This window comes from Enterobacter sp. Tr-810, from assembly GCF_011752765.1.
GTDB classification, from domain to species: domain Bacteria; phylum Pseudomonadota; class Gammaproteobacteria; order Enterobacterales; family Enterobacteriaceae; genus Enterobacter; species Enterobacter soli.
This window is the reverse complement of record NZ_VWWW01000002.1, coordinates 16,010-38,761: the sequence shown is the minus strand read 5'-3', so window position 1 is coordinate 38,761 and position 22,752 is coordinate 16,010. Positions and strand designations below refer to the sequence as shown.

Below are 22,752 nucleotides of genomic sequence, written 5' to 3'. Positions count from 1 at the left end.
AAGGAGAGCGTTAAGAGGATTTTTGATACTGAGCCATAAGCTCGGGGAGCGGATCACATCCGCTGCTGTCGGCGTTTTTCACCGCTTCCAGGGCGCTCGCCACGGTATGGCGGGCTAAAACCTCTAACGACGCCTGCTCAGCTTCTTCAGAAATCGATTTAAAGTACCAGCAGGCGTTAGCGCTGACCACGCAGCGGGGCGGTACATCAGGGCGCGACGCCCACAGCTTTTTATCTTCGATAACGGAAAGGTAGATGTCGCGCAGGGTGATCTCTTCCGGCGGGCGACCAAGATGAATTGAGCCGTTACGGCCAAGCGTTGAGACGATAATGCCGTCACGCGTGAGCGGAACCATCAATTTGCGGATGAAGCTCGGATTCGCTTCCAGGCCGTAGGCCAGAATTGCACTCGTCGAACGTTCACCCAATTGCTCCGCCATCGCTACGCTGAGAACCATCTGCAAAGCTGTCGGGAAGCGGTAATCTAACATTTTTATGTCCTGGGTTGCGGTGAATCTTGTTCTTTTTGGCACCGCAGAGGTGAATAAGCAATAAACAACAATATAACAAATACGGTAATTATTTTGAAGCAATCTGCGGCATTCGTGATCGAACATCATATTCTTTTCATGCGAACGCGCGATGCGAGACGTCAACCATCACCATGAGCCACCTTCTGCGGAAGTTCAACTCAGAAGCCCGGCGCCGACGTTCACCGACAGACCAAGGATCGCCAGATTGAATACAAAAGAAATCACGGACTGGAGCAACGTAATTTGTCGTATGTCGGTGGTACCGGTCGCCACATCGGCGGTTTGTGACGCGACAGCGATAGTGAAGGAAAAATAGAGGAAATCCCAGTAACCGGGTTCTTCCGGTTTTTCCGGAAAGATCATCGGCGTGACGTTTTTACTTCGGTGTAGGTAATGGTGGTGAGCGTAATGCATGGCAAATGAAGTGGGCAATAAGGCCCAGGAAACCGCCAGCGTGGTACCGGTCAACAGCAGATGCAGCACGCGCGGTGTTCCGGTGAGGTGCTTTAGTGAGGTCAACTCAATCAGGATCGCCAGGATACTGACCAGGCAGCCAAGAATCATCATGCCCAGCACCAGCCCTGCGCTCTCATCCTGCATTCTGGCAATATGCGGAATATCCTTCACATCAGTGCGTAACATACGAAACCACAGAAAGAACAAATATAGCCACGCCAGCACATTCCAGCCTATCAGCAACCGTTGCAGATATCCCTGCTCGGGGGGAAGGGCTAAAAAGCAGATGACTCCGGCCAAAATAGCAACCAGCAAACGCATGCGCCCGTGAAAATACGTTCTGAAAGAAAAGAGCATGATGTGAGTGTATTAGCGAAGGGACGATAGATTAACTATAGACACCCGTTGACGATTTGAACGTCCCGCGGCGGCACAAATCCGCTTCCAGGCACAGGACGGCCATTATCTCTTGCTTACCCATCAATAAAATGAACACAAATAAACATAACTTTGCATGATCTATCATGCGGTGATACTTTGAATTACATACGTGTAAGCGCTCAGATTTATGTGTTCAAAACGACTATTGATGACCAGGCAGTCAGGAGGAAGCATGATAAAACTGATTATTACGGATCTTGATGGCACATTTTTAAACAGCCATGGGGACTATGACCGTGATTTATTTGCCAAAACGTGGGCGAATATGTTGTCCAACGGGGTGCATTTTGCTGCATGTACCGGCAAGCAATGCGAGCGGGTGGAAGAGCTTTTCGGGGAATTAAGTAAAGACATCTGGATAGTGGGCGATAGCGCTACACGCATCAAACATAAGGGTAATTTTGCCTTTCAGTCACTGATAGATAATGCTACAGGCAAGGCAATCATTAACACGCTAGAGGAAGTGAGCTCCACGCATGTCATTATTGCCTGTACTCCGGAAGGCGCGATTGTTCGCTCTGATGTTCCGCAGCATCTTAAGGATAAAGTCAGACGCTCCTACGCCCGCATGCTAGAGACCGTGGACTTTGACAGGGTCGACAGTGATTTTGTCAAAATCACTGTTTTTGATGAGGAAGGAAATTGCCCGCAAACTCGCCCGCACTTGAGTCCGTTTGAGGATGATGTGTACATCGTGGTGTCTGAAGCCTCATGGATAGATATTGCCGGTTATGGCGTGCACAAGGGAAGCACCGTACAAAAACTTCAGGAAATCCTGAATGTCAGTCCGGCAGAAACAATGGCCTTTGGTGACGGCTACAACGATCTGGAGCTTCTGGCCCAGGCAGAATATAGCTTTGCCATGCGAAACGCTTTTGAAGAGGTAAAGCACGCGGCGCGTTTTGTCACCGGAACCAACGATGACAGTGCGGTAATGGAAACCATCAACCGCCTGCTTGCACTACAATCCTGACGGGAATGAAAGGGAAGGCTTAACACATGCCTTCCCGAAGATTGGGTGCATATCAGCCTGCAATTTCCAGCCGTATATTTGTATGCGCAAGAGAGCTTGTATCCGTTTGGCTGCTTGCCACGACGACATCAAGATCCTCACATGAAGCGACTTTATACCGGGCGACCTGAGGCATTTTATCCGCAATGACAGCGGCGATAACCTCATTGCTCTGGCGCATCACTTCTTTTTTGAAGCAGGCATCCTCATAGTAAACAGCCGTCAGCCCTGCCTGAAGGTCTAATCCGCAGACGCCGATAAACATCTGATCAAACAACATCTCCCTGACGTGATTAAGCGGCTCTGACCCCAAAATGCTTCCGGTCTGTGAATTGAGTTTTCCGCCCAGCATAATAACTTCCCCCTGCTTGCGTCCGCTCAGGGCCGCTGCTATTTGTGGGGAATTTGTCACGATAGTGAGATCGTAATCCTCAGGAATGAAGCTGACCATAGCAAGATACGTCGACCCCCCATCTATAAAGATACAGGTTCCGGGTCTGATCAGTTCCGCACAACGCCTTGCTACCCCTGACTTTTCCTCAATGCTGTGCATTACCCGCGTTTCAAAGCTTGCAGATTGTTTGAACTGGCTGACAGCCCCCCCGTAGACCTTTTTACACATGCCCTTGCGGACCATCGCCTGCAAATCTCTGCGTATCGTGTGTTCAGACACGCCCAACTGGCGGGCAATATCAGCGCCAATCACCCGACCGGTCTGCTGCAGCATCTGGTAAATCACTTCCTGTCTCTGTTCAGGCAGGGCGTCATAATCAATCATTCTACACTCTCAGAATAAACATAACATTGCATAAGTGTACACAGTGAAGCATAGTGGTTCTGTGAATATCATACACGTGTGATGTACCGGGCAGGTATCTTTTGACCATGTTGATCAGGAGAGCAGAAAAAATGTGTGCGCCAGTATGTATGAAAAGACTTGAGCAATACGCTGTGAATATGGAAAAACTCAGTTCCGCGTGGTTTGAGACTCATAAACATAACGCATTATCAGCAATGCTTGTTCTCTATCTCAAAGAGGCACTAAGCGATTGAACTGATATTTTCACGAAGCATCGCCCGCCGATGATACATTGAATACAGAGGAAACCAATCGGCGACCGCGTCCAGGTTGGAGGTAAATCGGTCATTCTTCCGGGAGTGAAGATCGGCAATGATGTTGTTATTGCCGCAGGGAGCGTTGTGACCCGTGATATTCCGGACAGGGCTATAGCCGGTGGGGGCCCGCCAGAGTGTCAAAATAGATTCAGTAAAGGAGAGTGACTAAAATGAATCATTCGTATGCAGGAAAAATCATACTCAACGAATCCGCAATCGCGGAAGGTGTCAATCTTGTTGCCGACAGGCTTAATTCTGACTTCAGTGATGCGGTGATTATTACCGTTACACCAGGAGGGATATTCCTCACCGCTGACTTAACCAGAAAGCTGAAATTTGATGTTGAAATGGATTATATTTCTTGCCCGCACACACCTGGGGAGCGCAATAACGCGTCAGAGATTGTCTTCCATAATAACATCGGCATTGAAGGACGAAATGTGATTGTTATCGATGACGCGATCGAATCCGGGGGGACAATGAAACGGCTTGTTGAACATCTTAACGAAAAATATAACCCACAGTCAGTCTCGGTTGCCGTGCTTTTCGTTAAACCCGGCCGCATATCCATTCCTGCGCGCTGTTATTACGCTTATGAAATGGAGAATGATGATCTGCTGATAGGCTACGGCATGCCCTGGCAGAACAAGTTCCGTAATTTGCCCTGCGTATCTCAGTTGATCAAAGATAACTGAGCAATTTTCTGGTTAAAACTAGCAACGTCCGCTCATGGCACGGAGCGGACGCGCTAACTAAGCGGTAGATCCGCTCCGGGCGAAGAGCGGATCCTTAACAAATAATATTTGTTGGATTGATTGTTGGGAACTAAATGATTAGCATCTGCTCTTTCGGATAAAGAAAATGACAGTTAACGATTCCCTCTTCGCATTCTCTCTCGCAGCACTGTTACTTACCCTTACTCCCGGCCTCGATACGGCACTTATTCTGCGCACCGCTTGTGCTGAGGGCGGCAAAAAGGCTTTTCATGCTGCGCTTGGCATTGATGCTGGCTGTTTTGTATGGGGGGCGCTGGTTGCGTTAGGTCTTGGTGCTCTTCTGGCGGTTTCAGAGATGGCTTACACTGTGCTCAAAGTTTGCGGTGCGATCTACCTGAGCTGGCTGGGCTTACAACTGCTGCTGCGTCCCCGATCATCTTTCAGTGATGGCGATGACGACAGCGGTTCTCAGGGGAGCTGGTTTATCAGAGGAATGTTGGGGAATGTGCTCAATCCTAAAATGGGCATTTTCTATGTCTCTTTCTTGCCGCAGTTCATACCTGCCGGTCACTCTCCTTTTATATGGACATTTATCCTGGTCAGCATCCACGTTGCGATTGGGACTATTTGGTCACTCACACTGATCTTATCCACGCATTTTGCATCAGCCGTATTGAAGAAACGTCGCGTTGTTCGGGTGATGGATAGAGCCACAGGCGGCTTATTTTTATGCTTCGCGGCTAAACTCGCTATGAGCACGAGATAGCCCTGGGCTGGTTGTAAATGCCCGCTTCCGGCACAAAACTGATGGGGGCACAAGTACGCCCGCAGTGAGGAACGTATTAATTTGGGCATAACCCGCTGGGCGCTTTTAACGGCCCGCACTGTTCGAAACCATAAACCTGATAGCCTTTACTTTTCATGCAGGAGATAACTCTGTCTTTTCTTTCCATCATTTCTTCAATAGTCTGATTTTTATAAACAGTATTTAACCCCCAATTTTTGTCGTCGAGATTTTCACGTCGATCAACGCCGCAACTATAGAGCGCCTCCTTCCGTTCATGACTATTGGTTTGTCCTGTCGAATCCACTTTTTGAAAGACCTGTATCCAGGGGACCGAGGTATGGTTTGTAGAATCCATATCCGCCACTACGCAACTTGTTAAATTCAGTATCCCTGTCAATACAACAATCATTCGACAAAGCATGGTTATCCTTAACTTGAGTTGAGAGGTGAGAAAGACTGATTTTGTGAAACTAAAATGTTCACTGCGAAAGATCAATACCGTTTTAAGCGTTCGCTGTGTGTCCTGTAAGAAAGCTCTGCGGTAGCAGCCGACATGAAACAAACCGGCTCAGAAATGAAAAATCACTCGCTATCAACTGCGGATTCATCGCTATTGAGATAAGTCCTTTTCCGAATGCAGGCTTACTCGCGGTGATTCATTAGCTATTAATGTTCGCTTCTGACAAGGTGCGGACGAACTATCTGAGCGAGAAGCGAAGGTTATTGTTGCCGCTTACAGGGCACTCAAATGCCAATATTGGGCGTGGTGATTCAGTGGGCCGTAGGATATATTCAGGATTCAATTTCAGAGAATCAAGGAAGCAGGTATGTCGCAGAATTTACCGGAAATTGACGTCTTGTTTGTCGCTGGGTTTGGGCCCATTTCGCAGAACGCTGAAGACAGTTCCGAGTTTTATGTACAGGTACTCGGTTTGCCGCTTAAGCCCATGGAAGGTAACTGCGATTATCTGCTATCGGAAAACAGGCTGAAGGGCGTTAAGCATTTTGCTGTCTGGCCGTTATCACAGGCCGCAAATTCATGTTTTGGCACGGAGCAGTGGCCAACCGAACACCCAATACCGCAGGGATGGATTGAATATGAGGTTCAGGATCTCGACGTTGCTACCCGTATCCTGAGTGAGAAGGGGTACCGTCTGCTGGTGGCTAATCGCACAGAGCCCTGGGGGCAAACCGTTACGCGTCTGCTTAGCCCTGAAGGGTTGCTTACAGGGCTTACAATAACCCCATGGCTTCGCGGGTAAACACGGACCGTTCCAGGCTCGAAGCGGACGATGCTATCGTTGCCATTCCCTGAGCGTTGATAAGGTATCAACTCATATGGATATAAAATTGTCAGGCGGATGTTTATGTGGATTGATCCGATTCACAGCAATTAACCCTGTTTCCACTCATTCCTGCTCCTGCGATATATGCCAGAAACATTCTGGTTGTCAGACCGCGGTATGGCTTGAATTCCACTCGGCGGATGTTGAATGGACTGGAGAAGGGGGCATACCTTCTCTGTATCGCTCATCTGAGACGTCATCCAGAGCGTTCTGCCCCAGCTGTGGTAGCTCAATGGGTGCTATCGATGACGCTCCGGTGACGGCTTTACTCAGCGGTGCCTTTGATCACAACGAATGCCTCATATTTTCGCCCCAGTCCCACTCGTTTCAGGATATGAAACCAGACTGGTGGAGAAAAATCATGCCTGATACCGCCTCCTGAACGAGGAGGTTGCGAGCAGATCCTCAATATGAATCTTTGCCCTATATGGATTAAGTCCTATGACAATCTTTATAAGAACAGCTCAACCTTCTGATGTTAATAGTATTTTCGACGTCAGAACGTCGGTTACTGAGAATCATTTGAGCCGTGAAGAAATGCGACTGATAGGGATTACCGAAAGCGCCGTTGCCGATATGATTGAGCAGAGCCAATGTGCATGGGTTGCGATCCTAAACGACAACGTCATTGGCTTCTCGATGATTTTGCCGGATGAAGGCTGTCTCTTTGCGGCGTTTGTTTTGCCAGAATATGAGGGCAGGGGGATTGGTCGTCGCCTTGTCGAACTAGCCGAGCATGAATTATTTAAGCACCATGAAACGGCCTGGCTGGAAACGGATAAAAATAGTCGTGCGGCGCAATTCTATATGCAACTCGGCTGGGTTAAAAAAAAGAACATCGATGGCACGGATATCAGATTAGAGAAATCCCGCGACGTTTGACTCAATCCATCGAGGGTACAGGTTCACCCATATAAGTGTGTGTGCAACAGCGGCAAGTCACCACAACGTCCTTCCCGCTAATTGACGGGTTTACCTGTTGCAGAATTCCATTCTCATCAACAAACAGACCCGGATAAAAACTGCTTTCACCAATGCGGACTAAATCCTGTTGATGATGTTCATGGAGTGCCACCAGCCAGAATACGGGCTCTGTGGTATCAAGGCGTCCACATACTTCGCTAAATATGTCATCCCACGGCTGGCCAATCTGTTTGATCAGAAAGTAAAACAAAGGCGTGTAGTCCCGGCCACGCTTCTGCTCGCTGTGCATTGTCTCGCGCGTTGCCAGCAGTTCATCACAGACCTTTTTACGATTGCGCTCCCAGCGATACTCCGCACCCGGATTAGAAGAATGGTGCCGCGTCGTCGTGTTCTCGCGGCGATACAGTTTGCGGGGCTTGTTCAGTTGATGAGTACGCATAGCGCGATCTCCTGCATCCTTACTTTTGTGTACAACTCGTGGTCAGTATTAAAGGCGGTTTCATTCTGCTGAAATACCTCCCCGCTGACAACTACCAAAAAGTCCACTCCGACTAAGTAGTGGTTTTTGAACTATGTTTAACACCAGTCAGAATAATAAGTTGGTTGCAGTGTCATTGTGGCCTGAGCAGCGACTTTCTCATTCCGGAAGCATTTGAAAACCAGAACCTCACTCAGAAGTGTGCCAACATTGCGTGGGTAAGAACAATATCCGGAGAATAGCGTGTTCGGGAAATTATTATTAAATTACATGCCTGGTTTACAAAATTTATTAGCCTACGATAAAAGCTGGCTAAAACATGATGTTAAAGCCGGGTTATCTGTTGCGGCTGTCGCACTACCCGTTGCTATTGCTTACGCTGAGTTGGCGGGAGTTGGGGCCATCGTAGGGTTGTATTCCTGCGTTTTACCGATGATAGCTTATGCACTGTTTGGTTCTTCACGTCAGCTCATTGTTGGCCCTGATGCAACAACCTGCGCGGTGATTGCGGCCGTCGTGTTTCCCCTTTCATCAGGAAATCCTGAACTGCACTGGCAACTGACGATCATCATGACATTGATGATGGGCGGCTGGTGCCTGCTTGCCAGTAAATTTCGCCTCGGCGCGCTTGCTGACTTGCTTTCTCATCCCATTCTTACGGGTTTGCTTAATGGTGTCGCCGTGACGATTATTGTCGGGCAATTAGGCAAGGTCTTGGGGATCTCGCTTGATGAGGCGCAGGTTATTGAGAAAATAATGGCCTTGCCAGGCCGAATTGCAGACAGCCATTTATTAACCTTTGGGTTATCACTTTTAACGTTAGCTATTTTGATGGTTATCAAAACGTATCGCAGCCACTGGCCAGCACCGTTAATTGCCATTGTGATAACAACGGCCCTGGTATGGGGAACCCATGCACAAAATTATGGGATTGCCACTATTGGAGGAGACGGTTTTCAGCCGGGTTTACCTGTCGTTAACTGGGCGACATTCCAGCCAGGCCCGATGCGTGATTTAGTGATCCCGGCGCTGAACCTGGCGTTGGTCAGTTTTGTCAGTCTGATGCTGACCGCTCGCAGTTTCGCCGCCAAAAATGGCTATGACATTAATGCTGATGCGGAGTTCAGGGCTCTGGGTATTGCGAATCTGATGTCTGGATTATCTCAGGGTTTTGCTATCAGCGGCGCCGATTCCCGAACCGCAGTTAATGATTCAACAGGGGGAAAAAGCCAGCTGGTTTCCATTGTCGCAGCCTTACTCATCGGTATCGTGATCGTTTTTTTCACTCAGCCATTACAGTTTATTCCAGTCTCTGCATTAGGCATTGTTTTAATGTATGCATCCTGGTCATTGATTGATTTACGCGGGTTATGGAATCTGAGACGAAGAAATAAACAGGCATTTCGCCTGGCCTTCTTCACGTTTGGCTGTGTTTTAATTATCGGTGTTATCCAGGGGATCGGGCTTGCGGTGTTGCTGGGTCTGTTACAGTTTCTGCGTACCGTCTTTCGTCCCTCTGAACACTTACTGGGAACCGACGAAAATGGAATGATTCACTCATTAGGTAATACAACCGATATAAAAATGGTCCCGGGTGTTCTGATGTATCGATTTAACTCCCCATTGACTTATTTTAACGTGGCTTATTTTAAACGTCGGGTATTAAACTTAGTTGATGGTACAGCATTACAACCTAAATGGGTGGTCATTGATGCCGTTGCTTGCTTCACCTATTCAGATATAAGCGTCCTGGCAACGATAAATGAATTAAAGCGCGATCTGAAAGGGCGACAGATCACATTGATCCTTGCGGGCAGGAAAACAGAATTAACACGTTGGTTTAAAGAAAGCCGGCCAACAATGAATGATGATGACATGATTCTGGCACCAGACCTCTATCTGGCACTCCGGTTTATCCAAAGCAAAGAGAGTGTGAGTGAGGGTGAACCAGCCGGTGATGAATAGCCAAAACCGGGCTAAAGGCGTGTAATACCGGCTTTTTAGCCTCCGGGTTATTGCAGCACTATGGAGTTCCGTTAACCCATACCCATATCGCCAGCTCACACCTCCTGCAATACAGGAGATGTGAGTAGGGTTGCCCCTCATGAGCAACACGGGAATATTAAGACCATCTGTAAATGTTCAATGGCTATATTCCCCAGTACTCCATTTTCCTGGTAATTGCGTGGGGTGGTGTATCTGTTAATCTGGCTGGGTTGAAAGGATGACCAGGATGAAAATGCTAAACCCAGGATTCATTACCCGCAAAGCGCTTGCTGAATGGCAGGATGCGCCTGTCTTCTTACCCCAGTTTCAGTTCCATGAAAAACATCGCACCATCATACACACTACGAGTCCTGAAATTATTCTGCCGTTAATTGCACAATTTGACGTCCAGCAAGACGCCGTTATCCGGCGATTAATGTCGTTGCGGAAAATTCCGCAGAAATTTATGCCCAACCAGCAAGCTCATGCGACCAGTGACTTTGGGTTGCACAGTTTTACCCTGTTGAAAAGTTCTGCAACTGAGCTCTGCTATGGCTTAAGAGGGCAGTTCTGGCGTGCGGATTTCGGTCTGGAAGATGTGCCGGATGCTCGCGCTTTTCAGGCACCGATCGCGCCGGGTAGCGCAAAGCTTTTACTGCGCTATCAGGTATCGGAACTGACGACAGACCAACATGAACTCAGTACAGAAACCTTCATCTATTGTCCTGACAGAGCGACTCAGCTAAAAATGGCTGCCTACTGGCTCGCAATACGGGCGGGAAGCGGCTGGATCCGCAAAAGGATGTTAAAGGCTGTTAAGTCGAATCTTGAAGCGCTGGGGTGAGCTGCTGGCGAGAAATCTCTCCCCGAAACCAGAACTGCCTCAACGCCCCACCACAGTGCACCACCTGCGCGCGCCTCCCCAAAACAGTGAAACTCAACCCGTAATAATTTCTAAGTCATTAATAAAAAACATAAAAAATTCTGGCATATCCTTTGCAAACTCTTTCACTGAAGGGCAGCACCACACAATTTGAACAATAGCTGGCTAGGGTTCCGGTTCACTACGGTGAATGGCTGGTCCAAGAGCTGGCGACCTCTGAGAGGTTACACGGCGGGACAAAAACCCGGGAGACAGCAGCACCAACGGTGTCGCGCTGCCCCCTAATTTTGTGCCACTCAGAGGTCAAGAATGAAGAAAACGCCATTACTCCGCTCTCTTGTACTGTCGCTGGCGATGCTGGTCAGTCTCCCCACGTTTGCTGCTGTTAAAAAAGAATTCAACGTCTGCTGGACCATCTACGCCGGCTGGATGCCCTGGGGCACCATCAGCAGTAGCAAAATCATCGATAAATGGGCCAGTAAATACGGCATCAAAATCAATGTCGTACAACTCAACGACTATATCGAATCCATCAACCAGTACACCGCAGGCCAGTTCGACGGCTGCACCATGACCAACATGGACGCGCTGACCATCCCGGCGGCGGGCGGGGTCGATACCACGGCGTTGATCCTCGGCAGTTACTCGGAAGGCAACGACGGCGTAGTGATGAAAGGTGAGGGCAAAACCCTCAAGGACCTGAAAGGGATGAAGGTCTACCTGCCGGAGCTGTCCGTTTCCCACTACCTGCTGGTGCGCGGCCTGGAAAAAGCCGGGCTGGCCGAGAAAGACGTCACCGTGGTGAATACCTCTGATGCGGATATCGTCTCGGCGTTTGGCACGGCAAGTGTGCAGGCCGCCGTGGCCTGGAACCCGCAGCTTTCCGTTATCAAAGCCACACCGAAAACCACTGAAGTCTTTAGCTCCTCTCAGGTACCGGGCGAGCTCATCGACATGATGGTCGTCAACAGTGAAACCCTGAAAGACAACCCGGCACTGGGCAAAGCACTGACCGGCGCATGGTACGAAATGATGGTGCTGATGAAAGCGCAGGACGCAAACGCCCTGAACGCGATGGCCGCTGCCTCCGGCACCGATCTGGCGGGTTATCAGGCGCAGCTGAAAACGACGCACCTGTTCTACACCCCGCAGGACAACATCGCCTTTGTCACCTCGGCAGACCTGGCGAAAACCATGCAGCGCGTGGCGTCATTCTCCTTCGAGAAAGGGCTGTTGGGCGATGGGGCGCAGAGTGCTGATTTTATCGGCATGAGTTTCCCGGGCAACGTCATCCAGGGTGATGCGAATAACGTGAAACTGCGCTTTGACGACAGCTTCGTGAAAATGGCCGCTGCCGGCAAGCTGTGATAACTGACGGAGTTCGCCATGCGACAAATTAACCGCCATCCCACCTCGGGCATGAGGCTGATGCTTGTGATGTTGCCTTTCGTCCTGCTGCTGGCCGCCTACTTTTTTGGCTCCGCAGTACGGCTGGAAGCCAACCCGCAGGACAAACTTTTGCCCGGTCTGCAACAGATGCTGGATGCACTTTCACGGATGGCGTTTAGCCCGGATAAACGCAGCGGTGAGTACCTGTTCTGGGTGGATACCCTGGTGAGCCTGGCCCGTCTGCTGACCGGGCTGGCGATCGCGTCGCTGATTGGCCTGTGCATTGGCATCACCTCCGGCGTATTCCCGCTGTGGCGGGCGTCACTGTCACCGCTGATGACGGTGTTGTCGATGATCCCACCGCTGGCGATTTTACCGGTGCTGTTTATCGTTTTCGGGCTGGACGAGCTATCAAAAGTGATGCTGATTGTTATCGGCATCACCCCGATGCTGGCTCGTGACCTTGAACATCGCGCCTGTGAAATCCCGCCGGAGATCCTGATCAAAGCCCAGACGCTGGGGGCAAACAGCTGGACGCTGGTACTGCGGGTGGTGCTGCCGCAGCTGCTATCCCGCTTGCTGACCTCGCTGCGTCTGCTGCTGGGCTCGGCGTGGCTGTTCCTGATTTCGGCGGAGGCAATCTCGTCTACTGCCGGGCTTGGCTACCGTATTTTCCTCGTGCGCCGCTATATGGCCATGGATGTCATCATCCCTTATGTCCTGTGGATCACGCTGCTGGCATGGCTGATGGATCTGGCGCTGCGCAAGCTTCACAAGACCTGTTTCCCGTGGGCGGAAGGAGGAAAAGCATGAGTTTTATCACCATCAACAATATCTGGCAGGAGTACGGCGACCACGTGGTGCTGGAGAACCTGAATTTAACGGTGAAAGAGGGTGAGTTCTGCTCGATGGTGGGGGCGTCCGGCTGCGGTAAATCGACATTCTTACGCCTGCTGCTGGGCCAGGAGTCCCCAAGCCGGGGCTCCATCATGCTGGACGGCAATGTGCTGAGCGCAGAGCCGGACAGCAGCCGTGGTGTGGTGTTTCAGCGCTACTCCGTTTTCCCGCACCTTAGCGTGCTGGATAACGTTGCCATCGGTCTTGAACTGCCGCAATCCCCGCTGTTCGGGCGGCTGTTTGGCGCGAAAAAGCGCGCGGCGCGGGAACGGGCAACACAGATGCTGGAAAAAGTGGGTCTTGGCCACGCGTTGCACAAGTATCCCTCACAGCTCTCCGGCGGGATGCAGCAGCGTCTGGCCATTGCCCAGGCCTTCATTATGCAGCCGCGCGTGTTGTTGCTTGATGAACCTTTCGGTGCACTCGACCCGGGAATTCGTAAAGACATGCACGCCTTGCTGCTGCAACTGTGGGGGGAAACCCGCATGACAGTCTTTATGGTCACGCACGATCTTTCTGAAGGCTTCAACCTTGGCACCCGTTTGCTGGTGTTCGACAAAGTGCGCATTGACCCACAGGCACCTAACGCCTACGGCGCGCGCATTACTTACGACATCCCGCTCAACGAGACGCGCCTTTCCGCGCTGAGCGGTACTGCACAAGATAACGTTTACGCATTAAGGGGTTAATCCTGTGAATACAACGACATTACGTGAAGAGATCCTGCCCGGTGGCGGCCATCTCTCTTTTATCCTCAAACGCGGGCAGATCCTGCGCATGACAGACACCGACGGTGGGGCAAACGTCAGCCTGATGATGCTCAACGCCCACCAAAAAAGTGAACGCCTGAACCTGCCTGACACCCTGAAAGGCCAGCACACCGCGCGCCTGACGGCGGGACACTGCTTCTATTCCGATATGGGGCGTGTGCTGGCGGGGATCACCGCCGATACCTGCGGCTGGCATGATCCGTTTGGCGGCGTGCTCAACGCGGCTGAAGTGGCGGAAAAATATGGTCAGGGACGTTATCAGGAATTACGTAACGGCTTCTTCCGTAACGGCACGGACAACCTGCTGGTAGAGATGGGCAAGTGGGATCTCAACCTGGAAGACCTGCTGATGGTGGTGAACTTCTTCAGCAAGGTGTCAGTGGACAACAACGGCCAGTTCAGCTTCCACAGCGGCCATTCGCAGCCCGGCAGTTATGTCGAACTGTTCGCGCCGATGGACGTGCTGGTGGTGATGACGGCGTTACAGCATCCGATGGATCCTTCCACCGAGTATGCACCGCGCCCGGTTGCGCTGAGCTGGCGACAGGCGCAGGACGAGGAGGCGGCCATTCACGCGCTGCTTACGCGCCCGGAAAATGACCGCGCCTTCACCAACACTCAACTTTTTGCCCTGTAAGGAGCCGCAAATGACCGTTGCCAGCGAAAAAAACGCCCAACACGCCAGCTTCCGCCATGTGATCCCGGCGGGCGAACCTTACCTGTTCGAAGTGAAAAAAGGGCAGACCCTGCGCCTGCTCGATCTGGAAGGTAACCAGGCCGTCGACACGCTGTTTTATAACGCCGACAGCCCGCGCGAACGCTACGATGCCCAGCGCACGCTGCGCCGCCAGAATAATGCCTATCTCACCACCGGCAGCGTGCTGTACTCCAACCTCGGCAACCCGTTGCTGACTATTGTCGCCGATACCTGCGGACGTCACGACACCCTCGGAGGCGCCTGTGCTCAGGAAAGTAACACCGTGCGTTACTCCCTCGACAAGCGCCATATGCACAGCTGCCGCGACAATTTCTTGTGCGCCTGCCTGCATGATGGCCGCCTGCAAAAGCGCGATATTGGCGCCAACATCAACTTCTTTATGAACGTGCCGGTGACGCCGCAGGGCGGATTAACCTTCGAAGACGGCATTTCCGCGCCGGGGAAATACGTGGAGCTGCGTGCGGAGTGCAACGTCATTGTGCTGATTTCCAATTGCCCGCAGCTCAACAACCCCTGCAACGGCTGGAACCCGACGCCTGCAGAGGTGCTGGTATGGAAATGACGCCAGGGCGCTGGCAGCGCCTGCGAAAGATGATTTATCGCCTGTTTGAAGTACGCGCCGGACGCATCCTGCCGTAATTGCTTTTTCCCCATGGACGACCATGCGGCGAGCCGATTTTCGGCGGGACGACCCGCCCCGATTGAGTCTTAACTATGTTTACTAAACTCTTGATCGCTAACCGCGGGGCCATTGCCTGCCGCATTCTTCGTACGCTGCGCACCATGAGCGTGAGCGGCGTGGCCGTTTATTCTGAAGCCGATATCAGCAGTTTGCACATTCGTGAAGCCGATGAAGCTCTGAGCCTGGGCGAGGGCCCGGCCGCGAATACTTACCTGGTCACCGATAAAATCATCGCGGCGGCGAAAGCCAGCGGCGCACAGGCTATTCATACGGGCTACGGTTTTCTCTCGGAAAATGCCGCCTTTGCCGAAGCCTGTGAAGCCGCAGGGATCGCCTTTGTGGGCCCCACGCCGGAACAGCTTCGTCTGTTTGGCCTGAAACACACCGCCCGTGCGCTGGCAAAAGCGCATGGCGTACCGATGCTGGAGGGCACAGAGCTGCTGGCGGATGTCGGCGAGGCGCTCCAGGCCGCTGAAAATGTGGGATACCCGGTAATGCTGAAAAGCACAGCCGGTGGCGGTGGTATCGGGATGCGTGTGTGCTATTCCGCCGCCGAACTCAGCGAGGCGTTTGATGCTGTGGTGCGACTGGGTAAAAACAACTTCAGCGATGCGGGCGTGTTTATTGAGAAGTACATCGAGCGGGCCCGCCATCTGGAAGTGCAACTGTTTGGTGACGGCAAGGGCGAGGTGATTGCCCTGGGTGTGCGTGACTGTTCGGTGCAGCGCCGTAACCAGAAAGTGCTGGAAGAAACCCCCGCACCGAACCTGCCTGCGGGCATGGAAAGCGCATTGTGCGAGGCGGCCATTAAGCTTGGCAAAGCGGTGAATTATCGCAGCGCAGGCACGGTTGAGTTCGTCTACGACAGCGATGCCGCACGCTTTTATTTCCTCGAAGTGAATACCCGTTTGCAGGTCGAGCACGGCGTGACCGAGCAGGTCTGGGGTGTCGACCTGGTGCGCTGGATGATTACCCTTGCCGCCGGGGATTTGCCACCGCTGGCCGCACTGCGCGAAAGCCTTACCGCCAGCGGGCACGCCATTCAGGCGCGTGTGTATGCGGAAGATCCTGGCCGTCAGTTTCAGCCTTCGCCGGGCCTGCTGACCGAAGTGGTTTTTCCGAAAGATAACCGCACCACGTTGCGTATCGACCGTTGGGTGGAGTCTGGTTGTGAGGTACCGCCGTTTTTTGACCCGATGCTGGCAAAGATTATCGCATGGCAACCGACAAGAGATGAGGCCATTCGCGCGCTGCACACCGCACTTGGTGAAACGCGGCTCTACGGCGTGGAGACGAATCGCAGCTACCTGCGACAGATTTTGACCTTCACGCCGTTTGCCTGCGGCGAACCCTGGACGCGTTGCCTGGAAGGGCTGACCTATCAGGCATCCACCCTGGAAGTCCTTAGCGCCGGGACACAAACCACCGTTCAGGATTATCCCGGGCGTGTGGGGTACTGGGCCGTGGGCGTGCCGCCTTCCGGGCCAATGGACAGCCGAGCCTTGCGTCTGGGCAACCGCCTGCTCGGCAATGATGATCGCGCTGCCGCGCTGGAAATCACCCTCAGCGGCCCTACGCTGAAATTCAACTGCGACGCGCAACTGGTCGTCACCGGGGCAGAAATAGACCTGACGCTGGACGGTGAGCTGCTGGAAAACAACAGCGTCTTTATGGTGCGTGCCGGGATGACGCTACGCATGGGCGATATTCGCGGTGACGGTGTACGCAGTTATCTGTGCCTGCGCGGCGGGTTGAACGCGCCGGATTATCTGGGCAGCAAAAGTACCTTCACCCTGGGCCAGTTTGGCGGGCACGCCGGGCGCGCACTGCGTACCGGAGATGTGCTGCACCTTACGCCGCTTTCCTCTGCGGGCAGTGAGGCCGTTTTACCCCAGGCGCTGCGTACAACGTTTGCGCCCGTGCGTGAACTGCGGGTGATTTACGGGCCGCACGGCGCGCCGGAATATTTTACCCCGGCTTACGTGGCGACCTTTTTCGCGACCGAGTGGGAAGTGCATTTCAACTCCAGCCGTACCGGGGTGCGCCTGATTGGCCCGAAACCGGAATGGGTGCGAGAAAGCGGCGGCGAAGCGGGGCTGCATCCGTCGAACATTCACGATAACCCGTACGCCATTGGCGCGGTCGATTTTACGGGCGACATGCCGGTGATCCTCGGCCCGGATGGCCCAAGTCTGGGCGGGTTTGTGTGTCCGGTCACTATCATTGAAGCCGATCTACACGCCGTCGGGCAGTTGAAAGCGGGGGATAAAGTACGCTTTGTCCCGGTGGATATTGCCACTGCGCGGCAGCTGGCGCAGGCGCAGGAGGCGCAAATCAACAGCCTCCATCCTCAGGATGTGGTGTGGAAACCCGCAGAGCTTGCGTCACCCATTGTTCTGGAACAGGGCCATGCGGATAAACGCCTGGTGGCCAGACTTTCGGGTGATACACACCTGTTGCTGGAGATTGGCGAGCCGGAGCTGGATCTGGTGCTGCGTTTTCGCGCTCATGCGCTGATGCAGGCCCTGGAAAGCCGCGCGCTTGACGGGGTTATCGATCTGACACCGGGTATTCGTTCGTTGCAGGTTCACTATCAGCCAGAGGCACTGAGCCTGGCGAGCCTGCTGGATGTGGTTGCCGGTTTGTGGCACAGCGTCTGCGAGCGCGAGGATCTGGATGTGCCTTCGCGTATCGTCTGGCTGCCGCTGTCATGGGACGATCCTGCCTGCCAGAAGGCTATCGATAAATATATGACCACCGTGCGTCGTGATGCGCCGTGGTGCCCGAGCAACCTGGAGTTTATTCGCCGTATTAACGACCTGGCGAACATCGATCAGGTCTACAAAACGGTGTTTGATGCCAGTTATCTGGTGATGGGGCTGGGGGATGTTTACCTCGGCGCACCGGTGGCCACGCCGCTCGACCCGCGTCATCGTCTGGTGACCACCAAGTATAACCCGGCGCGTACCTGGACGGCGGAAAACTCGGTGGGTATCGGCGGGGCATATCTGTGTGTTTACGGGATGGAAGGGCCTGGCGGGTATCAGTTTGTCGGGCGCACGTTGCAGATGTGGAATCGCTATCACGCAGTTGAGGACTTTGGCGGTAAGCCCTGGCTGCTGCGCTTCTTCGACCAGATCCGTTTCTATCCTGTCTCTGCTGACGAGCTACTGACCATCCGGCGTGATTTCCCGCTGGGACGTTACCCGCTGCGCATCGAGCACACCACCCTGAAGCTGGCGGAATATCAGCAGTTCCTCACTGATGAAACCGAAGAAATTGCTGCGTTTCGCACCCATCAGCAGGGGGCGTTTGACGCCGAGCGCGAACGCTGGATTGCCAATGGTCAGGCCCATTTCGACAGCAGTGATGTGCTGGTGGATGAGGGGGACGATGCGCCGCTCAAACCCGGGCAGGAGGGCGTAGAAAGCCCGGTGTCGGGCAACCTGTGGCAGGTGAATGTTGAAGTCGGCACGCCGGTGCGGGAAGGCGATGTGCTGGTGGTGCTGGAATCCATGAAGATGGAGATCCCGCTGCTCGCCACGCGGGACGGTGTGGTCAGCCAGGTGCGCGTGCAGCCGGGATCATCGGTTCGCGCGGGGCAGTGTGTGGTCGTTCTGGAGAAAACAGCATGATGCATCCGTTTGATTTACGTCTTGATTTTCTGGCTCAGGTCTACAGCGAAGGGCGTTACACGCCGCGAGAAGTCATCACCACACTGCGTGAACGTGCGCTGGCGTTAAACCCGGAGTTTAACGCCTTTATTTATGTCCTGACGTCAGCCGAGCTGGAGCCGTACCTCGCCGCACTGGAAGAGGCTGATCCTGCGTCGTTACCGCTCTACGGCATTCCCTTTGCTATCAAGGACAACATCGATCTGGCGGGGATTGACACCACCGCTGCCTGCCCGGCGTTTGCCTATCAGGCGAAAGACGATGCGACCATTGTCGCGCAGCTGATTGCGTTAGGTGCCGTACCGCTCGGAAAGACCAATCTTGATCAGTTTGCCACCGGGTTAAACGGCACCCGTTCGCCGTATGGCTTGTGCCGCAACAGCGTTCATGCGGATTATCCGTCGGGTGGCTCCAGCGCCGGATCATCCCTGGCGGTGGCACTGGGAATAACGAGTTTCGCCCTTGGCACGGACACCGCGGGCAGCGGCCGCGTTCCGGCCTCGCTGAATAACCTGGTGGGGCTGAAAGCCACCAAAGGGTTAATTTCAACGGCTGGCGTGGTGCCAGCCTGTCGCACCCTGGACTGCGTAACCTTCTTTACCGCTACTGCCGCAGAGGCCAGCCGCTTGCTGGCGCTGACGGCGGTGCAAGACCCACGTGATGCTTACAGCCGCGCTAACCCATCCTGGAATGGTCCTCAGGCGTTTGGCGCGCCTGAGCCCGGCTTCCGCTTTGGGCTCCCGGACACCCTGGAATTCCTGGGGTGCGCCGAAAGTGAGGCGCTATTTAATGCCGCCAAAACGCGTCTGATAGCACTCGGTGGCGTGCCGGAAATCATTGATTTCTCGCCGTTCCTGGCGGCGGCAAAGCTGTTATATGACGGCCCGTGGGTGGCAGAGCGTTACCACGTGGCGGGTAAACTGATTGAGCAGCAACCGGATGCCGTGCTGCCGGTGATCCGCGATGTCCTGCAAAAGGCACCGTCAACGGATGCGGTGGCGGCGTTCGATGCCCAGTACAAATTGCAGCATTACAAAATGCAGTGTGATGCCATTCTGGCCGGGGTGTCATGTGTGTTAACCCCAACCTATCCACGGCCTGTGACCCTGGCGGAGCTGGCGGCAGAGCCGGTGAAACGCAACTCTGATCTTGGGGTATACGCCAACTTTATGAACCTGCTCGACTACGCGGCGGTTGCGGTCCCGGCGGGTGTGATGGCGAATGGACTGCCTTCCGGCGTGACGCTGTTTGGCCGCGCGTTTACCGATCAGTATTTACTGAGCCTTGCCGATGCCTTACAACGCACTCAGTCGTTGACCTTGCCTGGCGGGCGTGAAATGCGCACTGAAGCCCCGGCAACCTGTGCAACCCACGACAAAATGTCCATTGTGGTTTGCGGCGCGCATCTTGACGGACTGGCGCTGAACAGCCAACTGCGCCAGCGTGGCGCAACCTTACTGAAAGCCACACGCAGTGCGCCACATTACCGGCTGTATGCGCTGGCCGATGGTAAGCGGCCCGGCATGGTGCGTGCCCGGGAGCTGGGGGCTGCTATCGCAGTTGAAGTGTGGGACGTGCCGCATAGCGAAGTGGGATCGTTTCTGGCCGGTATTCCTGCTCCTCTGGGGTTAGGCAAAATAGAGCTGGAGGACGGGCGCTGGTTAACCGGGTTTATCTGCGAAGAGTATGGATTGCAGGATGCGCGGGACATCACGGAGTTTGGCGGGTGGCGCGCGTGGCTTGCCAGCAGTAAAGGGTAAGAGGTGAAAAAGGGCAGCCAGTGGAAACACTGGCTGCGGGGTATTAGCGGTAAAGCGGCTTTTCTGCGACCGGGATTAACAATGTGGATTGCCAGTCAGCCAGAGTAAGTTGTGCCAGTTTGCCAAGCGCAACGTAGAAAGGGTGGCTGGCGTTGTCGATAAACACCGAGAGAAAGCGATGGCTCCACGGCAGAAGATGCCAGGCCAGCAGTTGGTCGCATTCCGCGTCACGTCCATTCTCCGCAAGCCAGGCCGCCAGCATCAGTAGCGTCGCGATGTGATCTTCTGGCTCGTTTTGCTGCATCTCGAAAGCTATCGCGTTTTCACGCATCCACTGGCGCAGTGCCAGGGTGGATTCACCGAATAACACAGACTCACGATCCAGCCAGACGGAACCCCACGGCGGAGCCGGGAGCGCATAAGGGCCAATAAACAGGCGCTGCCAGGCCTCTGTTAACGGTTCATCGGCAGGGGTTTTAAACGTCTGCGCGATACTCGCCAGCGACTGATGCGCGTACGGCCAGTCCTGATACCAGTCGCTTGAGGTGAGCGCACTCACCAGCGGTACTGCCTGCTCGCTGTCTGGGGCAAAACCAAACAATGCACCCAGAACCCGGGCGCTGAAAGCGAAAGACTCGCGTTGTGATAATTCATTCATTACGACATTCCTTGCGCACGCGCGGGTTGCCCCGCACGCGTGTATTAACCGGCAATCGCCATACCTGCGGTCATGTGCAGGCCATAAAACAGCCCGCGACCAATCAGCTCACCGAATACCACCAGCACGATCCCTGCGAACAGGCCGAGCGTTTTTGGCTCCTGGCGGCGTATAAGCGGGCACAGCCAGCAACCTAATCCGGCTGTTACTAACAGGATACGCCAGATTTGCCATGTACCATACTCCGGCAGCAGGGCGCTGGCCTGCTGGACTGAACTGTGGATCGTGGCTAATTCGTTACTTTGCAGCACAATCACACCCACGCTTGCCAGCAGGGCCAGGGCGCTCAATCCCGCGGCGGCAGAACCCTTAAAGGGGATTTTTGCCGCACGCAGCAACAGTGCGGCAAACAGCGGGCCGCCAAGAACTAACGTCAGGAAAAATGCCAGTGTGGTGTAGCCGGTGTACCAGGTGGGGACGGTATCTATCTGATACACCCGGGTCATCGCCCAGACAAAAACCAGCCCGAGGATCTGGCTCACCACCAGCCAGATTTTGCCCAGTGCCGGGGGCATTTTACCGATTACAGACACCAGCCACCAGAACCCGCCAACGGCAAAGAACACCGAGCCGGCCGCGATTTCGTTACTGAGCGCGGAAGCGCCGACGCGGTTAAGCGAGTTAAAGGCGCGCATCGGAGAACCCAGATGCAGCACAGAGGCGATAAAGCCAATCCCCATCACAACCCATAAAAAGAACATGCTGCGCACAATGCGCGCTTTTGCAGCCGCGTCTTCCTCTTTGAACCAGGCAAATCCACTGACAATTAACGCACCTGCCACGCACTGCCCAAAGACGGTGAAGATCACCAACGGCCATTCATGCCATCCACTTCCCATCTCACACCTCCTTCGGATTTGCCAGGTAGCCGGTGGTGTCACCCGTCGGACGGCTGTTGGCGTTAGGTTTAATAACAATGCTCGGCTTCGTGAAGTGCGCAGACGGCAGGGGCGCTACTGCCGCAAGCTGGCCGTGCTTTTGGCGCAGCTCTTCAATCGGGCCAAAGTCCAGCGCACGCAGCGGGCAGGACTCCACGCAGATTGGCTTTTTGCCGTCCGCCACGCGGCTGTGGCAGCCGTCGCACTTGGTCATATGGCCTTTGGCGGCGTTGTACTGTGGCGCGCCATACGGACAGGCCATATGGCAGTAGCGGCAGCCGATGCAGACGTCTTCATCCACCACCACAAAACCGTCGTCACGCTTGTGCATCGCGCCACTCGGGCACACTTTGGTGCAGGCCGGATCTTCACAGTGGTTACAGGCAATCGACAGATAGTAGGCAAACACGTTCTGGTGCCAGACGCCGTTATCCTCCTGCCAGTCGCCGCCGGCGTATTCGTAAATACGGCGGAAGCTGACATCCGGAGTTAAATCTTTGTAATCCTTACAGGCCAGTTCGCAGGTCTTGCAACCGGTGCAGCGGCTGGAATCAATAAAAAATCCATACTGGGTTGTCATCGGTTACTC

The 22,752-nt window shown here is 53.8% G+C and carries 23 protein-coding genes and 1 riboswitch; of the genes, 15 read left to right on the top strand and 8 right to left on the bottom strand.

From position 1 onward, the window contains the following. Positions 1–10 precede the first annotated feature (10 nt). The gene (locus F3J30_RS06710; protein ID WP_014070110.1) at positions 11–490 is read right to left on the bottom strand and encodes an Rrf2 family transcriptional regulator; all 480 of its coding nucleotides are present in this window, start codon (positions 488–490) and stop codon (positions 11–13) included. 195 nt (positions 491–685) lie between these two features. Further along, entirely contained in the window at positions 686–1,345 is a 660-nt protein-coding gene (locus tag F3J30_RS06705; protein ID WP_166716733.1) for a DUF1345 domain-containing protein, read from the bottom strand. Positions 1,346–1,601: 256 nt separating this feature from the next. On the opposite strand from F3J30_RS06705, the gene F3J30_RS06700 reads away from it, so the two are divergent. After that, entirely contained in the window at positions 1,602–2,402 is an 801-nt protein-coding gene (locus F3J30_RS06700) for a Cof-type HAD-IIB family hydrolase (RefSeq protein ID WP_166716732.1), read from the top strand. A gap of 52 nt (positions 2,403–2,454) precedes the next feature. Here F3J30_RS06700 and F3J30_RS06695 read toward each other — a convergent pair whose 3' ends face one another. Beyond that, complete coding sequence (locus F3J30_RS06695) at positions 2,455–3,219, bottom strand: DeoR/GlpR family DNA-binding transcription regulator (protein WP_166716731.1); 765 nt, start codon at positions 3,217–3,219, stop codon at positions 2,455–2,457. A gap of 508 nt (positions 3,220–3,727) precedes the next feature. On the opposite strand from F3J30_RS06695, the gene F3J30_RS06685 reads away from it, so the two are divergent. Both F3J30_RS06685 and F3J30_RS06680 read left to right on the top strand, forming a co-directional pair. Beyond that, positions 3,728–4,252, top strand: coding sequence for a phosphoribosyltransferase family protein (locus F3J30_RS06685; RefSeq protein ID WP_166716730.1), 525 nt, complete (start codon positions 3,728–3,730; stop codon positions 4,250–4,252). 166 nt (positions 4,253–4,418) lie between these two features. Then, the gene (locus F3J30_RS06680) at positions 4,419–5,039 is read left to right on the top strand and encodes a LysE family translocator (protein ID WP_166716729.1); all 621 of its coding nucleotides are present in this window, start codon (positions 4,419–4,421) and stop codon (positions 5,037–5,039) included. Between the two features lie 76 nt (positions 5,040–5,115). On the opposite strand, the gene F3J30_RS06675 is transcribed toward F3J30_RS06680, so the two are convergent. Further along, positions 5,116–5,469 (bottom strand): hypothetical protein, encoded by a 354-nt coding sequence (locus F3J30_RS06675; RefSeq protein WP_247650524.1) that lies wholly within the window; start codon positions 5,467–5,469, stop codon positions 5,116–5,118. A gap of 418 nt (positions 5,470–5,887) precedes the next feature. Here F3J30_RS06675 and F3J30_RS06670 point away from each other — a divergent pair, with 418 nt between their 5' ends. From F3J30_RS06670 to F3J30_RS06660, 3 genes are all read left to right on the top strand, one after another. Then, complete coding sequence (locus F3J30_RS06670) at positions 5,888–6,322, top strand: VOC family protein (protein WP_166716727.1); 435 nt, start codon at positions 5,888–5,890, stop codon at positions 6,320–6,322. Positions 6,323–6,398: 76 nt separating this feature from the next. After that, positions 6,399–6,788: a GFA family protein gene (locus F3J30_RS06665; protein WP_166716726.1), complete on the top strand. Its 390-nt coding sequence runs from the start codon at positions 6,399–6,401 to the stop codon at positions 6,786–6,788. A 59-nt stretch (positions 6,789–6,847) separates the two neighbouring features. After that, a complete protein-coding gene (locus F3J30_RS06660) occupies positions 6,848–7,288 on the top strand; it encodes a GNAT family N-acetyltransferase (RefSeq protein ID WP_166716725.1) in 441 nt (146 codons plus the stop codon). A gap of 1 nt (position 7,289) precedes the next feature. On the opposite strand, the gene F3J30_RS06655 is transcribed toward F3J30_RS06660, so the two are convergent. Beyond that, entirely contained in the window at positions 7,290–7,769 is a 480-nt protein-coding gene (locus tag F3J30_RS06655) for a hypothetical protein (protein ID WP_166716724.1), read from the bottom strand. A 282-nt stretch (positions 7,770–8,051) separates the two neighbouring features. On the opposite strand from F3J30_RS06655, the gene F3J30_RS06650 reads away from it, so the two are divergent. From F3J30_RS06650 to atzF, 9 genes are all read left to right on the top strand, one after another. Then, positions 8,052–9,773 (top strand): SulP family inorganic anion transporter, encoded by a 1,722-nt coding sequence (locus F3J30_RS06650; protein ID WP_166716723.1) that lies wholly within the window; start codon positions 8,052–8,054, stop codon positions 9,771–9,773. A 274-nt stretch (positions 9,774–10,047) separates the two neighbouring features. After that, positions 10,048–10,638 (top strand): hypothetical protein, encoded by a 591-nt coding sequence (locus F3J30_RS06645; RefSeq protein WP_166717137.1) that lies wholly within the window; start codon positions 10,048–10,050, stop codon positions 10,636–10,638. A 193-nt stretch (positions 10,639–10,831) separates the two neighbouring features. Continuing rightward, positions 10,832–10,930, top strand: a riboswitch (guanidine-I (ykkC/yxkD leader). A gap of 56 nt (positions 10,931–10,986) precedes the next feature. Then, positions 10,987–12,045, top strand: a complete 1,059-nt coding sequence (locus F3J30_RS06640) for a putative urea ABC transporter substrate-binding protein (protein ID WP_166716722.1) — start codon at positions 10,987–10,989, stop codon at positions 12,043–12,045. Between the two features lie 18 nt (positions 12,046–12,063). After that, a complete protein-coding gene (locus F3J30_RS06635; protein ID WP_014070135.1) occupies positions 12,064–12,879 on the top strand; it encodes an ABC transporter permease subunit in 816 nt (271 codons plus the stop codon). Beyond that, positions 12,876–13,652 (top strand): ABC transporter ATP-binding protein, encoded by a 777-nt coding sequence (locus F3J30_RS06630; protein WP_166716721.1) that lies wholly within the window; start codon positions 12,876–12,878, stop codon positions 13,650–13,652. Before F3J30_RS06635 ends, F3J30_RS06630 begins: the two co-directional genes overlap by 4 nt. Positions 13,653–13,656: 4 nt before the next feature. Further along, the gene (locus F3J30_RS06625) at positions 13,657–14,370 is read left to right on the top strand and encodes an urea amidolyase associated protein UAAP1 (protein WP_166716720.1); all 714 of its coding nucleotides are present in this window, start codon (positions 13,657–13,659) and stop codon (positions 14,368–14,370) included. Positions 14,371–14,380: 10 nt separating this feature from the next. Then, positions 14,381–15,013 carry an urea amidolyase associated protein UAAP2 gene (locus F3J30_RS06620; RefSeq protein ID WP_166716719.1) on the top strand — a complete coding sequence of 211 codons (633 nt, stop codon included), beginning with the start codon at positions 14,381–14,383 and terminating at the stop codon, positions 15,011–15,013. Between the two features lie 152 nt (positions 15,014–15,165). After that, entirely contained in the window at positions 15,166–18,768 is a 3,603-nt protein-coding gene (uca, locus tag F3J30_RS06615; protein ID WP_166716718.1) for an urea carboxylase, read from the top strand. Then, positions 18,765–20,567, top strand: coding sequence for an allophanate hydrolase (gene atzF / locus F3J30_RS06610; protein ID WP_166716717.1), 1,803 nt, complete (start codon positions 18,765–18,767; stop codon positions 20,565–20,567). Before uca ends, atzF begins: the two co-directional genes overlap by 4 nt. 43 nt (positions 20,568–20,610) lie before the next feature. Here atzF and dmsD read toward each other — a convergent pair whose 3' ends face one another. Genes dmsD through F3J30_RS06595 form a run of 3 tightly spaced genes read right to left on the bottom strand, consistent with a single transcriptional unit; the run spans position 20,611 to position 22,743 of the window. Further along, the gene (dmsD, locus tag F3J30_RS06605) at positions 20,611–21,225 is read right to left on the bottom strand and encodes a Tat proofreading chaperone DmsD (RefSeq protein ID WP_166716716.1); all 615 of its coding nucleotides are present in this window, start codon (positions 21,223–21,225) and stop codon (positions 20,611–20,613) included. Between the two features lie 44 nt (positions 21,226–21,269). After that, the gene (locus tag F3J30_RS06600) at positions 21,270–22,124 is read right to left on the bottom strand and encodes a dimethyl sulfoxide reductase anchor subunit family protein (RefSeq protein ID WP_166716715.1); all 855 of its coding nucleotides are present in this window, start codon (positions 22,122–22,124) and stop codon (positions 21,270–21,272) included. A gap of 1 nt (position 22,125) precedes the next feature. Continuing rightward, positions 22,126–22,743 (bottom strand): DMSO/selenate family reductase complex B subunit, encoded by a 618-nt coding sequence (locus F3J30_RS06595; RefSeq protein ID WP_166716714.1) that lies wholly within the window; start codon positions 22,741–22,743, stop codon positions 22,126–22,128. Between the last annotated feature and the right edge of the window lie 9 nt (positions 22,744–22,752).

What these genes read in the sequence shown, in the direction of transcription:
- F3J30_RS06710 (WP_014070110.1), bottom strand. Translation starts at nt 490, where the DNA reads ATGTTAGATTACCGCTTCCCGACAGCTTTGCAGATGGTTCTCAGCGTA.
- F3J30_RS06705 (WP_166716733.1), bottom strand. Translation starts at nt 1,345, where the DNA reads ATGCTCTTTTCTTTCAGAACGTATTTTCACGGGCGCATGCGTTTGCTG.
- F3J30_RS06700 (WP_166716732.1), top strand. Translation starts at nt 1,602, where the DNA reads ATGATAAAACTGATTATTACGGATCTTGATGGCACATTTTTAAACAGC.
- F3J30_RS06695 (WP_166716731.1), bottom strand. Translation starts at nt 3,219, where the DNA reads ATGATTGATTATGACGCCCTGCCTGAACAGAGACAGGAAGTGATTTAC.
- F3J30_RS06685 (WP_166716730.1), top strand. Translation starts at nt 3,728, where the DNA reads ATGAATCATTCGTATGCAGGAAAAATCATACTCAACGAATCCGCAATC.
- F3J30_RS06680 (WP_166716729.1), top strand. Translation starts at nt 4,419, where the DNA reads ATGACAGTTAACGATTCCCTCTTCGCATTCTCTCTCGCAGCACTGTTA.
- F3J30_RS06675 (WP_247650524.1), bottom strand. Translation starts at nt 5,469, where the DNA reads ATGATTGTTGTATTGACAGGGATACTGAATTTAACAAGTTGCGTAGTG.
- F3J30_RS06670 (WP_166716727.1), top strand. Translation starts at nt 5,888, where the DNA reads ATGTCGCAGAATTTACCGGAAATTGACGTCTTGTTTGTCGCTGGGTTT.
- F3J30_RS06665 (WP_166716726.1), top strand. Translation starts at nt 6,399, where the DNA reads ATGGATATAAAATTGTCAGGCGGATGTTTATGTGGATTGATCCGATTC.
- F3J30_RS06660 (WP_166716725.1), top strand. Translation starts at nt 6,848, where the DNA reads ATGACAATCTTTATAAGAACAGCTCAACCTTCTGATGTTAATAGTATT.
- F3J30_RS06655 (WP_166716724.1), bottom strand. Translation starts at nt 7,769, where the DNA reads ATGCGTACTCATCAACTGAACAAGCCCCGCAAACTGTATCGCCGCGAG.
- F3J30_RS06645 (WP_166717137.1), top strand. Translation starts at nt 10,048, where the DNA reads ATGCTAAACCCAGGATTCATTACCCGCAAAGCGCTTGCTGAATGGCAG.
- F3J30_RS06640 (WP_166716722.1), top strand. Translation starts at nt 10,987, where the DNA reads ATGAAGAAAACGCCATTACTCCGCTCTCTTGTACTGTCGCTGGCGATG.
- F3J30_RS06635 (WP_014070135.1), top strand. Translation starts at nt 12,064, where the DNA reads ATGCGACAAATTAACCGCCATCCCACCTCGGGCATGAGGCTGATGCTT.
- F3J30_RS06630 (WP_166716721.1), top strand. Translation starts at nt 12,876, where the DNA reads ATGAGTTTTATCACCATCAACAATATCTGGCAGGAGTACGGCGACCAC.
- F3J30_RS06620 (WP_166716719.1), top strand. Translation starts at nt 14,381, where the DNA reads ATGACCGTTGCCAGCGAAAAAAACGCCCAACACGCCAGCTTCCGCCAT.
- uca (WP_166716718.1), top strand. Translation starts at nt 15,166, where the DNA reads ATGTTTACTAAACTCTTGATCGCTAACCGCGGGGCCATTGCCTGCCGC.
- atzF (WP_166716717.1), top strand. Translation starts at nt 18,765, where the DNA reads ATGATGCATCCGTTTGATTTACGTCTTGATTTTCTGGCTCAGGTCTAC.
- dmsD (WP_166716716.1), bottom strand. Translation starts at nt 21,225, where the DNA reads ATGAATGAATTATCACAACGCGAGTCTTTCGCTTTCAGCGCCCGGGTT.
- F3J30_RS06600 (WP_166716715.1), bottom strand. Translation starts at nt 22,124, where the DNA reads ATGGGAAGTGGATGGCATGAATGGCCGTTGGTGATCTTCACCGTCTTT.
- F3J30_RS06595 (WP_166716714.1), bottom strand. Translation starts at nt 22,743, where the DNA reads ATGACAACCCAGTATGGATTTTTTATTGATTCCAGCCGCTGCACCGGT.